This is a genomic window from Campylobacter armoricus (assembly GCF_013372105.1).
GTDB classification, from domain to species: domain Bacteria; phylum Campylobacterota; class Campylobacteria; order Campylobacterales; family Campylobacteraceae; genus Campylobacter_D; species Campylobacter_D armoricus.
This window is the reverse complement of sequence record NZ_CP053825.1, coordinates 862,132-875,469: the sequence shown is the minus strand read 5'-3', so window position 1 is coordinate 875,469 and position 13,338 is coordinate 862,132. Positions and strand designations below refer to the sequence as shown.

General features: G+C 28.8%; 12 protein-coding genes. 11 read left to right on the top strand and 1 reads right to left on the bottom strand.

Features of this window, described 5'->3' with window-relative positions:
- Positions 1-12 precede the first annotated feature (12 nt).
- Positions 13-2,535 (top strand): DNA translocase FtsK, encoded by a 2,523-nt coding sequence (locus tag CARM_RS04570; protein ID WP_412842189.1) that lies wholly within the window; start codon positions 13-15, stop codon positions 2,533-2,535.
- On the opposite strand, the gene mltG is transcribed toward CARM_RS04570, so the two are convergent.
- Positions 2,536-3,471, bottom strand: a complete 936-nt coding sequence (gene mltG / locus CARM_RS04565; RefSeq protein WP_236633238.1) for an endolytic transglycosylase MltG — start codon at positions 3,469-3,471, stop codon at positions 2,536-2,538.
- Between mltG and CARM_RS04560 the strand changes: the two genes are divergently transcribed.
- The 10 genes from CARM_RS04560 (at position 3,407) to CARM_RS04515 (ending at position 13,336) form a co-directional block, all read left to right on the top strand.
- The gene (locus tag CARM_RS04560; RefSeq protein ID WP_176300999.1) at positions 3,407-5,977 is read left to right on the top strand and encodes a YhdP family protein; all 2,571 of its coding nucleotides are present in this window, start codon (positions 3,407-3,409) and stop codon (positions 5,975-5,977) included. The genes mltG and CARM_RS04560 overlap by 65 nt on opposite strands.
- 17 nt (positions 5,978-5,994) lie before the next feature.
- Positions 5,995-6,891 (top strand): malate dehydrogenase, encoded by an 897-nt coding sequence (locus tag CARM_RS04555; RefSeq protein WP_139425423.1) that lies wholly within the window; start codon positions 5,995-5,997, stop codon positions 6,889-6,891.
- Between the two features lie 171 nt (positions 6,892-7,062).
- Positions 7,063-7,371 carry a 4Fe-4S binding protein gene (locus tag CARM_RS04550; protein WP_139425421.1) on the top strand — a complete coding sequence of 103 codons (309 nt, stop codon included), beginning with the start codon at positions 7,063-7,065 and terminating at the stop codon, positions 7,369-7,371.
- An 8-nt stretch (positions 7,372-7,379) separates the two neighbouring features.
- Positions 7,380-8,504 (top strand): 2-oxoglutarate synthase subunit alpha, encoded by a 1,125-nt coding sequence (locus tag CARM_RS04545; RefSeq protein ID WP_139425418.1) that lies wholly within the window; start codon positions 7,380-7,382, stop codon positions 8,502-8,504.
- Positions 8,505-9,350, top strand: coding sequence for a 2-oxoglutarate ferredoxin oxidoreductase subunit beta (locus tag CARM_RS04540; RefSeq protein WP_139425416.1), 846 nt, complete (start codon positions 8,505-8,507; stop codon positions 9,348-9,350).
- Complete coding sequence (locus CARM_RS04535; RefSeq protein ID WP_139425414.1) at positions 9,347-9,904, top strand: 2-oxoglutarate:acceptor oxidoreductase subunit OorC; 558 nt, start codon at positions 9,347-9,349, stop codon at positions 9,902-9,904. Before CARM_RS04540 ends, CARM_RS04535 begins: the two co-directional genes overlap by 4 nt.
- A gap of 82 nt (positions 9,905-9,986) precedes the next feature.
- Complete coding sequence (locus tag CARM_RS04530; protein ID WP_139425412.1) at positions 9,987-11,696, top strand: acetolactate synthase large subunit; 1,710 nt, start codon at positions 9,987-9,989, stop codon at positions 11,694-11,696.
- Complete coding sequence (ilvN, locus tag CARM_RS04525) at positions 11,693-12,160, top strand: acetolactate synthase small subunit (RefSeq protein WP_139425410.1); 468 nt, start codon at positions 11,693-11,695, stop codon at positions 12,158-12,160. Before CARM_RS04530 ends, ilvN begins: the two co-directional genes overlap by 4 nt.
- Positions 12,157-13,119 carry a UDP-3-O-(3-hydroxymyristoyl)glucosamine N-acyltransferase gene (gene lpxD / locus CARM_RS04520; protein ID WP_139425408.1) on the top strand — a complete coding sequence of 321 codons (963 nt, stop codon included), beginning with the start codon at positions 12,157-12,159 and terminating at the stop codon, positions 13,117-13,119. The genes ilvN and lpxD overlap by 4 nt, the downstream gene beginning before the upstream one ends.
- Positions 13,112-13,336: a hypothetical protein gene (locus tag CARM_RS04515; RefSeq protein WP_139425406.1), complete on the top strand. Its 225-nt coding sequence runs from the start codon at positions 13,112-13,114 to the stop codon at positions 13,334-13,336. The genes lpxD and CARM_RS04515 overlap by 8 nt, the downstream gene beginning before the upstream one ends.
- Positions 13,337-13,338 lie beyond the last annotated feature (2 nt).

The window sequence follows — 13,338 nt, the reverse complement described above, 5'->3', positions numbered from 1 at the left end:
ATAGCTTCTGCTATGTTTGTGATTTTAGATGGTCTTTTTGGAAAAATAGGAAGTTTGATTTTGGTAATCTTACTTTTAGTTTTTGCTTTTAGTATTTCTTTTCCACAGGTTATAAAAGAGGTATTTAAAATAGAGCTTGATTTTGATTTTTATTTAAAACTAGAAACTTTAATAAAAAATAAAATTTTTGGATTTTTTGGTGGTGATAAGTATGAAAACGAAACCAAAGAAGAACAAGAAAAGCTCAAACAAGAACTTTTAATTAAAGAGAAAAAAGAAGAACTTGTTGAAGAAGAATTACCAAAGCAAGAAATTCAAGAAAGTAAAAAATTCAATCTTGAAGATTTAAAAAATCAAGAATTAGAAGAAGTGATAATTAGTGAAGAAGATAAAAAACTAGGAACAAGTTATATATATGAGCTATCAGAACCTATTGCAAATTTTGCTCAAAAAGCTAGTCAAATAAATATAAAGGAAAATGAAATGACCCCTGAAGAGTATTTATCAAAATATAAAAATAAAAGTGAAGATATTTATACTCAAACATTAAAAAGTAAAAATTTAGATGAACCAAGTTATAAAAGACGCAATATAGACTTAAATGAGGAAAAAGAACAAGAAATAGAAGAAAATTCTTTATTTGCAAAAGAACTTAAAGAGCGTGAGCAAATGCTACAAAAAGCTAAACTATTAGAAGAGTATAAGGCTTTACAAAAAGAAAAAATACTAGAAGAACTAAATGAAGATTTTAAAAAAATTGAGGAATTAAATGCTATAGAAGCACAAAAAGAAGCTGAATTTAAAAAAATACAAGATAAAACAAGTTTTTTAGGGGTCAAAGATTTTAAAGATGAAGATTTTATCCCACAAAATGAAACAAAAGAATTAGATTTTAGCGAAGATGATTTTACTAAGCCTGTAAGCATAGAAGAATTAAGAAGCAAAAAATCCCCTGAAAGTTCTTTTGTAGTAGAAAAAATACAAAGCACAACCATATATGATATTTTAGATGATGATATTCAAGAACCTTTAGTAGAAGATTTTGAAAGTAAAATTCATCATTCTATCACCAATGAAGTAAGTGAAAATAAAGCCTTGTTAAAAAATCTTGATTTTGGAAATTTTGAAAAACCTAAAGATTTTTCTTTACCTCCTTTGGACTTTCTAACTATGCCAAAAGAAGATAAAAGTGAAATTAATGAAGAAGAAATCGATAGAAAAATTTATGATTTACTTGAAAAGTTAAGACGCTTTAAGATAGGTGGAGATGTAGTAAGAACTTACACAGGACCTGTTGTAACTACTTTTGAATTTCGTCCAGCAGCTGATGTTAAAGTGAGTAAGATTTTATCTTTACAAGATGATTTGGCAATGGCTTTAAAGGCTCAAACAATAAGAATTCAAGCTCCAATCCCAGGAAAAGATGTAGTAGGTATAGAAGTACCAAATGAAAAAATTGATACGATTTATTTAAGAGAAATTTTAGAAAGTGAAGTGTTTAAAAATTCAAGTTCGCCATTAACTATAGCTTTGGGTAAAGATATAGTAGGTGATCCTTTTATAACAGATCTTAAAAAGCTTCCTCATCTTTTGATAGCAGGAACTACAGGGAGTGGTAAAAGCGTGGGGATTAATTCTATGCTTTTATCTTTGCTTTATAGAAATTCACCAAAAACTTTAAGACTTATGATGATAGATCCTAAAATGCTTGAATTTAGCATTTATAATGATATACCGCATTTACTTACTCCGGTTATCACAGATCCTAAAAAGGCTGTAAATGCTTTATCAAATATGGTAGCTGAAATGGAGCGAAGATATCGTTTGATGGCTGAAGCAAAAACTAAAAATATAGAAAATTACAATGAAAAAATTAAAGAACAAGGTGGGGAAATCTTACCATTTATTGTAGTGATTATTGATGAATTAGCTGATTTAATGATGACTGCAGGTAAAGATGTGGAGTTTTATATAGGTCGTTTGGCTCAAATGGCAAGAGCAAGTGGAATTCATCTAATTGTAGCTACACAACGCCCTTCAGTAGATGTAGTTACTGGGGTTGTAAAAGCAAATTTACCGAGTAGAATTTCTTATAAAGTAGGGCAAAAGATAGATTCTAAGGTTATATTGGATTCTATGGGTGCTGAGAGTTTATTAGGAAGAGGTGATTGTTTATTTACACCTCCTGGAATGAGTGGTATTGTGCGTTTGCATGCGCCTTTTGCAAGTGAGAGTGAAATAGAAAATATAGTAGAATTTTTAAAAGCTCAGCAAATAGTAGAATATGATGAAAGCTTTTTAAAAGATGATAGTCAAGATAATGCCTATAGAAAAAGTGAATTTAACGATGGTGAGTTAGATGAGCTTTATGAAGAAGCTAAGGCTGTGATTTTAGAAGATAGAAAAACAAGTATTTCTTATTTACAAAGACGCTTAAAAATAGGTTATAACCGCGCTGCAAACATTATAGAGCAACTTTCACAAACAGGTATTTTAAGCGAACCTGATGCAAAAGGGCAAAGAGAAATTTTATAATTAATTTCTCATTGCATTGTTGTGATCTTTTAAAGTAGAGGTAAAAATATGTTTATTTGTTTTTTTATCTCTTACAAAATATAAATATTCTGTTTTAGCAGGAAAAATTGCTGCTTTAATTGCTTCAAAAGATACATTACATACTGCCTCATCTGGTATGCCATTAAATTTATAAGTATTATATGAGCTATTATCTGATCTTATTCTTTGCGAGGTAATTTTTTCATGAGAGTATTTTCCATAATTTAGTGTTCCATCCATTTGAAGCTTCATACCTTTTTTAAGGCGATTGCGAATTACAGAAGAAACTATTGGCATTTCTTCATTATTTGCTGCTTCTTTTTGTATGATTGAAGCTATGATGATATATTCATGCCATTTTTTTGCGTTATATTCTCTAAAAATTTTATACGAAAGTTTTTTAAATTCACTTGTGGAATACGCTAAAAGATATTTAATCAATAATTCCTCTGTAATGCCTTTTGGAATTTTATAAGTTTCAGGAAAAAACATACCTTCTTTAAAAGGACTTTGTTTGTTAAATTCTTGCATTAAAATTTTAGGATTTAAGTTAAGTTTAGGAGCTAATTCTTCAAAGAAAATTTCCGTAGTTTCACCAGGTATTAAAGTGATGGTTTCAAGTGCTGCTTTTGCTATGGTAAGTTTATGTAAAAACTCAATTCTATTTAGCTCTTTTGTGCCTATATTAATCCAACCAGATTGAGGGTGTCCTAAAAAATATAAAGTATATTTATCAATAGCACTCATTTTATAGTTATTTTTATCTAATTGCGTTATAATCTTACTGACAGAACCTTGTGGTATAAATACTACAGAATTGGTTTGCATAGGTAAAAGAAGATAATAAAAAATGGACAAGAGAAAAATTAAAATCAAATCACAACTTATTAAAAAAATTCTTAAATTTTTAATCATACCTATAATATGTTTCATTGCTTTGTTTATTTACCTTAAAAATGGAATTTATATAGAAAAACTGGAATTTTCTTCTATTAATTTTGAAAAATTATATATTAAATTAGATAAAAAACTTATTTTAAATGCGAAAAAAATTACTATTGTATCTAGCAAAGAAAACACACAAGATGACAAAAGTTTAAACAAAGCCTTTAAATTGATCAAAAATGTTAAATATCTTTACTGGTTTTTTCAAGAATTTAATATTGAAAATATTTTTGTAAATAACTATCCAGTAGAATTTATTTATAAAGATGATTTTTTTTATGTTAATGGTAAAAATTTACTTGTAAAACTTAATTTAAAATTTAATCATAAAACAATAGAAGTAGCCATTAATGAGTTTTTATTAAAAGATTATAATTTAAGTGTTATTGGCTTGTTATCAGTAAATTCTCAAACAAAATTTTATAATTTTAAGGGAAAAATCGATAGTGATTTTTTAAAAAGTGATATTAAATTTTTACTTAAAAGAGAAGAGATTGCCTATGAATTAGAAAATATTAATACAAACAATATTTCTAAAATTTTTGAGATTTTAACGGAAAATGGAATAGAATTGCCAAAAAATTTAGATCTTTGGGTTGGCGGAAAGGTCAAAGCAGATTTTTACTTTATAGAAAAACTTAGCGGTTTTGCTGATTTTGGAAAACATAGGTATTATTTAAACGATATTAAAGCAAAAGGTTATGTTAATAATTTAAAAGTTATTCTTGATAATGGTATAGATCCTATTACAAGTCCTTTTGTAAGATTGAATTTTGCAAAACAAAGACTCGATTTTTCTTATGAAAAATTGCAGTTTAATAATTATGATTTATCTCAAAGTAAAATTTATATTGATAATATGCTAAATGAAAAGGCTGGAATTTTTATCCATATAAAAAGCGATAATGCTAGAGCAGATTATAGAGTTGATAAAATTTTACAGCTATATGATGTTTATTTACCATTTTTACAAAATAATGGCATAACTAAAACTGATTTGATTTTAAAAATTCCTTTTGATGAGCCTGAAAAAATTCTTTATGAGGGTAAATTTAATATATTAAATTCTAATATAAATATAAGAGATCTTAAAATAATTCAAGCTGATGTAGATTTGAAAAAAGATAAATTAGAGATAAAAAATGCTAAAGTGCAAAGTGAGTTAATTAGTGGTGATACAAATGCAAGTATTAATTTAAAACAAAAAAAAGGAAAAATAAAAACTTATATCAGTAAGATTGTTTTGCCTCAAGATAGCTTAAAACTTGAAGATAAAATTTTAGATCTAGAATTAGATTTTGAACAAAATACAAGTGTATATAATAAAGAATTTACCACCACATTAAATTTTAATCAAGGTATGGATATTTATGTTAATAAACTTTCCAAATTTAAAGATTATTCTAAATTTATGCAAGAAAATAAAATATATGATGGAGAATTGTATTTAAGTACTACTAATTTTAAGGATTTTAATATAGATTTAAACAATACAACTTTTGAATCTATTTTACTTTATAAAGATAATAATCCTTATGAGTATGATAGTTTTAATGTAAAAATCAAAGGAAGTGATTTCAATCTTACGAGTTTAAGTGGAAATATTTTTGCACAAAAAGATAATGCAGATGTTAATGTAACCTTACATAATTTAAATTTGTTAATTTCTCAAAAAGACACTAAAAATGCCTCAGATACTCTTGAAAATACAATTTATAATATAAATGCTAAAAATATAGATTTGATTTTGCAAGATTATAATAAAACTTTAGATTTTGATTACTTTAATGCAAAAATCCATAATGGAAATATCCAAGTATGGGCAAATAGAGGCAAATCTAAATTTGATTTTTTACTTAATGAAAGTCAATTACAAGTTAGAGCTTTAAAAATGGATGATGATTTTTTGAATACTTTTATGAGAGAAAACATTTTTGAAAATGGCGAATTTAACCTTTATATAGATGGAAATAGCACTGATTTTTTCAAAGGTAAATTTTTATTTAAGGATACTTATTTAAGAGATTTAAAATTCCATCAGCAACTTTTAAGTTTTATAGATACTATTCCTAGTTTGCTTTTGTTTAAAGCTCCAACTTTTAACGAAAAAGGCTTTAGTGTAGAAAACGCAGGCATTAGTTTTAATAGAAAAAAAGATTTATTTGATATAGACGCTCTTAATTTTAATGGCGATAGTGCTGATGTTTTAGGGCAGATAAAAATTAATTTGCGAAGTAATCAAATCGATGGATTGTTAGAACTTAGAACGCTTAAATCCGCGAGTTCTGTAATTTCCAAAGTTCCAATCATAAATCAAATTATTTTAGGTAAAGATAGACAAATTAGCACACAAATTAAACTAACTGGTTTTGTAGATAATCCTGAATTTAAAACTCAACTTATCACTCAAGGATTACAGCTTCCCTATCATTTAATAAAAAATATATTTGAGTTGCCAACGAATTTAATTAAATAACCTTTATAGGAGTGAAAATGAAAATTACAATTATTGGTGCAGGAAATGTCGGATCTAGTGTAGCTTATGCTTTGATTTTAAGAGAACTTGTAAATGAGCTTGTTTTGATTGATATAAATGAAGATTTATTATTAGCCAAAGAATTAGAATTAACTCAAAGTATTGCTGCTTTTAATTTTGCTATAAAAATTACTTGTTCGAATGATTATGAATATACTAAAGATAGTGATATAGTAATTTTTAGTGCAGGTGTTGCTAGAAAAGAAGGACAAAGTAGAGATGAATTATTTGCTATAAATTCAAAAATTATGTTAGATTGTGCAAAGTCAATTAAAAATTTTAGCAAGGATCCTTTATTTATCATAGTAAGTAATCCAGTAGATTTTTTACTCAATGCTTTATATGAAAGTGAGCTTTTTTCTTCTAAAAAAATAATTGCTATGGCTGGAGTTTTAGATAATGCAAGATTTAAATATGAAATTGCTAAAAAATTAAACATTAAAACATCTAGTGTTGATAGTAAGCTTATAGGTTTTCATAACGATAGTATGGTTTTGGTAAAATCACAATCAAAAATTTCAAATAAAACTTTGAATGAAATTTTAAATGAGCAAGATATTGAAAATATAGAGCAAGATGTTAAAACAGGCGGAGCTAAAGTAATTAAATATTTAAAAACTTCAGCTTATTTAGCTCCAGCAAGTGCTTGTGTAAGAATGATAGAATCAATAAAAAGCGGAGAATTTTTACCAATCAGTGTTATACTAAATGGAGAGTATGGTATAAAAGATAAAGCTTTTGGGGTAATGGCTAGAATTAGCCTTGATGGTGTTATAGAAATATTAGAATTAAAATTAGATGATAAAGAACAACTTGCTCTAGAAAAATCACTTATGCAATATAAATATAAATAAATTTAGGAGTTTATAACTCCTAATGTTACTTTGTGTTATAAAACTTATATTCTTTTTCTTTATATTTTGAATATTATTTTATCATTTTATATTTTAGATATAATAAAAAGTTTGTTGTTAGAGTGTTTTATAAAAATTTTATTCATAAGTTACTAAGAGAAAGGAAGATTAATGATTGCTCCAAATAATACACCAGTTTGGGTAGATGAAACAAGATGTAAAGCATGTAATATTTGCGTGAGTTATTGTCCAGCTGGGGTTTTGGCAATGAGAGATGAAATAAGTGCAGTTTTGGGACAAATGATAGAAATAGTTCATCCTAATTCTTGTATAGGATGTAGCGAGTGTGAAGTGCATTGTCCTGATTTTGCAATTTTTGTTGCTAAAAGAGATGAGTTTAAATTTGCAAAACTTACTCCGGAAGCTAAAGAAAGAGCTTTGGCTATTAAAGAAAATAAATATAAAAAATTAAACGCGTAGGAAAAATAATGAGAGAAGTTGTATCAACAGGCAATAATTTAGTAGCAAAAGCAGCAATTGATTGTGGTTGTAAATTTTTTGGTGGTTATCCTATCACTCCAAGTTCTGAAATTGCACATGAGTTAAGTCATTTACTACCAAAAAGTGATGGAACTTTTATACAAATGGAAGATGAAATCTCAGGTATTAGTGTTGCAATAGGTGCTTCTATGAGTGGGGTTAAATCAATGACCGCAAGTAGCGGGCCTGGAATTTCACTAAAAGCTGAACAAATAGGTCTTGCATTTATTGCAGAAATTCCTTTAGTTGTAGTAAATGTTATGAGGGGTGGTCCTTCAACTGGACTTCCAACTAGGGTTGCTCAAGGTGATTTATTTCAGGCAAAAGCTCCAACACATGGTGATTATGCAAGTATAGCTTTAGCTCCGGCTTCTTTAGAAGAAGCTTATACTGAGACAATTAGAGCTTTTAATTTGGCTGAAAAATATATGACACCTGTGTTTTTACTTTTAGATGAAACTATAGGACATATGAATGGTAAGGCAAAATTACCTGAACTTGATGAGTTAAAGATTATTAATCGTAAAAAATTTATAGGTGATAAAAAAGATTATAAACCTTATGCAGCAGGTGAAAATGAAGCTGCTGTTTTAAATCCATTTTTTCAAGGATATCGTTACCATATAACAGGTCTTCATCATGGAGATATAGGCTTTCCTACTGAAGATGGTGAAATAGTTGATAAAAATATGAAAAGACTTATGGGTAAAATAAAAAATAATTTAGATGATATATGTACTTGGGAAGAATTTATGCTCGAAGATGCGCAGTTTTTAATCATAGCTTATGGCAGTGTTGCAAGATCTGCTAAGGAAGCTATTTTAAGGCTTAGAGAAGAAGGCTTTAAAGTAGGGCTTTTTAGACCTATCACCTTATATCCAGTAGCTGAGAAAAAAATAGCTCAAGTTGTATCTAAATTTGAAAAAGTTATAGTGTGTGAGCTTAATATGGGGCAGTATTTAGAAGAAATTCAAAGAGTAGGTAAAAGAGATGATTTTATTAGTTTGCATCGTGCAAATGGTCGTCCTATAACACCTAGTGAAATTATTGCTAAAGTAAAGGAGAATATGTAAATGGCTTTTAATTATGATGAGTATTTAAGAGTGGATAAACTTCCTACTCAATGGTGTTGGGGTTGCGGAGATGGCGTTGTTTTAAAAGCTATTATTAGGGCTATACAAAAAATAGGTTGGAATATGGATGATGTTTGTTTGGTTTCTGGTATAGGTTGTAGTGGTAGAATGAGTTCTTATGTAAATTGTAATACAGTTCATACAACTCATGGTAGAGCAATAGCCTATGCAACAGGAATAAAACTAGCAAATCCTAAAAAACATGTAATCGTAGTAAGTGGAGATGGTGATACTTTAGCAATAGGAGGAAATCACACTATTCATGGGTGTAGAAGAAATATAGATATAACTCATATTTTAATTAATAATTTCATTTATGGTCTTACAAATTCACAAACTTCACCAACTACCCCGCAAGGATTTTATACTGTTACAGCTCAAGCTGGTAATATAGATCCAAATTTTGATGCTTGCGAATTAACAAAAGCAGCTGGAGCTTCTTTTGTAGCAAGAACAAATGTTATAGAATCAAACAAACTTGAAAATATTGTCTATAAGGCTTTAGCACACAAAGGTTATAGTTTTGTTGATGTTTTTTCAAATTGTCATATAAATTTAGGTCGAAAAAATAAAATGGGTGAAGCAGTAAGTATGCTTGAGTGGATAAAGAGTCGTTGTGTAGAAAAGACCAAATTTGAGCAATTAGACTATGAACAAAGAATGGATAAATTTCCTACAGGAATTTTATACCAAGATGAAAGTAAAATAGAATATTGCGAAGCTTATGAAGAGGTTAGAAGGGCTTTAAAAGAAAAAAGAATGGTTGATTTGGGAGTATTAAAATGAAATACCAATTAAGATTTTGCGGTGAAGGCGGTCAAGGAGTTATCACAGCGGGTGAAATTCTAGCTAAAGCTGCTATTAAAGAAGGACGCAATGCTTTTAAAGCTTCAACTTATACTTCTCAAGTTAGAGGTGGGCCAACTAAGGTTGATATAATCATAGATGAAAGTGAAATATTTTTTCCTTATGCAGTAGAAGGTGAAGTGAGTTTTATGCTTTCAACTGCAGATAAGGGTTATAAAAGCTTTAAAGATGGTGTTAGCGATGGTGGTGTTATAGTTATAGAGCCAAATTTAGTTCATCCAAGCAAAGAAGATTATACTAGATGGAAAATTTATGAAATTCCTATTATTAGTATAGCTAAAGATGAAGTAGGAAATGTAGCTACACAATCTGTTGTTGCATTAGCTATAGCTGCTTATATGAGTAAATGCATAGATATAGAAGCATTAAAACAAACTATGCTTGATATGGTGCCTACAAAAACTAAGGAAGCTAATGAAAAAGCTTTTGATTTAGGTATAGAATACGCTAAAAAAACGCAAGTGGTTTCTTGATTTTTCAAGAAACTCTCCCTTGTAAAATAATATTTATTAAATTATCGTTATAATATTCTTTATTTTTAGCTAAAGGAAAATAATGAAAGAGCTAAACGGTTCGCAAATGATTTGCGAAGCATTGAAAGAAGAAAAAGTTAAAGTGGTATTTGGTTATCCTGGCGGAGCAGCTTTAAATATATACGATGAAATTTATAAACAAAATTATTTTAAACATATTTTAGTTAGACATGAACAAGCAGCATTGCATAGTGCAGATGCTTATGCTAGAATGAGTGGAGAGGTAGGGGTTGCTATAGTTACAAGTGGCCCAGGTTTTACCAATACTATTACAGGTTTGGCCACCGCTTATAGTGATTCCATACCTTTAGTTTTAATTTCTGCTCAAGTTGCTAATTCTTTAATAGGAACAGATGCCTTTCAAGAAATCGATGCTATAGGTATTTCAAGACCTTGCGTAAAACACAATTATTTAGTAAAAAATATTGAAGAATTGCCTAAGATTTTAAAAGAAGCCTTTTATATTGCTACAACAGGTAGAAAAGGACCAGTGCATATTGATATACCAAAAGATGTAACAGCAGCTATAGGTGCTTGGTGTTATCCTAGAGAAATCACTATGAAAACTTATAAACCAACTTATAAAGGCAATATCAAACAAATTAAAAAATTAGTAAGTTTAATTAAAAATGCACAAAAACCTTTGTTTTATTTAGGTGGAGGTTGTATAGCTTCTAATGCGAGTGATGAGCTTAGAAAATTAATTCATTTTTGTGGTATTCCTGCAGTGGAAACCTTAATGGCATTAGGAACTTTAAGAAGCGATGATGAGCTTAATTTAAAAATGGCTGGTATGCATGGGAGCTATTGTGCAAATATTGCTTTAAGTGAATGTGATTTGTTAATTGCTATAGGTGCAAGATTTGATGATAGAATTACTGGTAAAACAAGCGAATTTGCCAAGGGTGCAAAAATCGTTCATATTGATATAGATCCAAGTTCTATTTCTAAAATTATTGAAGCACATTTTCCTATAGTGGGTGATATTAAAAGTGTTGTTTTGGATACTTTAGATGAATTAAAAAAAGAAAATTTTGATAATACCAAATATAAAGAATGGTTTAAAACTTTACAAAGATACCAGCAATTATATCCTTTAATTTATGAAGATAGTGATGAAGTTTTAAAACCACAATGGATTATAAAAGAATGTGCTAAATTAGCACCTGATGCAAGAATTATTACTGATGTTGGGCAACATCAAATGTGGGTAGCACAATTTTATCCTTTTAATTATGCAAGACAACTTGCAACAAGTGGTGGTCAAGGAACTATGGGGTATTCTTTACCGGCTGCACTAGGGGCTAAATTAGCTGTAGGTGAAGAAGTGGTGGTAAATTTTGTAGGTGATGGTTCTTTTTTGATGAATATACAAGAACTAATGACAGCAAGTGCTTATGGTATAAAGGTGATTAATATCATTTTAAATAATTCTTTCTTAGGTATGGTAAGACAATGGCAAAGTATGTTTTATAAAGAAAGATTTTCTAATACAGATTTAACAAGCCAGCCTGATTTTATTACCATTGCAAAAGGCTTTCATTGTGAAGGATATAATGTTTTTACAAAAGAAGAATTTAATAATGCTTTTTTGAAAGCCTTAAAATCTAAAAAAACTTGTGTTTTAAATGTAGCTATAGATCGTTATGAGAATGTTTTACCTATGGTTCCAGCAGGTGGAGCGATTTATAATATGATTTTGCCTAGCTATAAAAACAAGGATAAAAAATGAAAAGAAGAGTAATTTCTGTCATTGTGTTAAATGAGCATGGGGTATTATCACGCGTAGTTGGGCTTTTTTCAGGAAGAGGATATAACATAGAATCTCTTACTGTGGCTCCGCTTGATGATAGCGAATTCTCAAGAATAAATATCGTAACTTTGGGTGATGAAAGAGTTTTTGAACAAATCATCAAACAACTTCACAAGCTTATACCTACTTATAAAGTGATTGATTCAAGTGATTTTATAGAAAAAGAAACAGCTTTAGTAAAGATTGCTTTAAGTGAAAATTTTGCAGGATTAGATGCTATATTAAAAGCTTATAATGGAAGTGTAACTTATAGTGATGGTGAATTTATTATAGCAATGGTAAGTGATGATGCAGATAAAATTGATAATTTTTTAAAGACTATAAAAAAATACAATCCAATTAGTGTTGTTAGAAGTGGTTCTATTTTAATGGAGGTAAAATGAAAATTAGTGAAATTGCTAAATTTTTAGGTATAGAATACAGCGGAGATGATATAGAAATTACGGCTTTAAATTCTTTAAGTAATGCAAGTTTTACTGAACTTAGTTATTGTGATGGTGAAAAAAACTCTAAAAAAATAGCAAATAGTGGAGCGGGTGCTATTTTAGTTTCAAAAGAATTTGAAAATTTAGTGTCAAAAGATTGTATTAAGCTTGTGGTGGATAATCCACATTTATCATTTGCTCTTTTAAGCAAGCTTTTTGCGAAAACCTTATTTTATGATAATCAAAATAAAAAAAATAAAATAGCAAAAAGTGCCAAGATTATGTCAAATGTTTATATAGGAAATAATGTTCAAATATCAGATCATGTTGTGATTATGGCAGGTGCTTATATAGGTGATAATGTAAATATAGGAGAATACACTATAATTCATCCTAATGTAGTAATTTATAATGATACGCAAATTGGAAAAAAATGCCATTTGTTAGCAAATTGCGTTATAGGTAGTGATGGTTTTGGTTATGCACATACAAAAAATGGCGAACATTATAAAATTTATCACAATGGTAATGTAATTTTAGAAGATTTCGTTGAAATTGGAGCTTGTACTACTATAGATAGAGCTGTTTTTGAAAGCACCATTATTAAACAAGGAACTAAGATAGATAATCTTGTTCAAGTTGGACATAATTGCGAAATAGGGGAAAATTGTCTTATAGTGGCTCAAAGTGGAATTTCAGGTTCAAGTATTTTGGGTAAAAATGTTGTTATGGGTGGACAAAGTGCAACAAGTGGCCATTTGGAAATAGGAGATTTTGCTACTATAGCCGCAAGAGGCGGGGTTACTAAAAATTTAGAAGGAGCTAGGGTTTATGGTGGTTTTCCTATTATGCTTCAAAAAGATTGGTTGAAATTTCAAGCCAAAATTATCGCAGCTTTTAGGGATAAACATGAGTAAAAAAATATACAAAACCATAGAATTACATGGTAGTAAAAGTGGTGAGATTAGTTTATGCAATCTCTCTAATCCTTATGGTATAGGAAGTGGTGATGTTTTAAGTATAGGAGTGGCTTTGAAAAAAGAAAGTGGCGTTGATTGGAAAATACACATTCCTTATGAAAATTTAAAAGATCTTATCACAGCTCTTCAAGAAATAGAAAAAAATAAAGCCTAGTT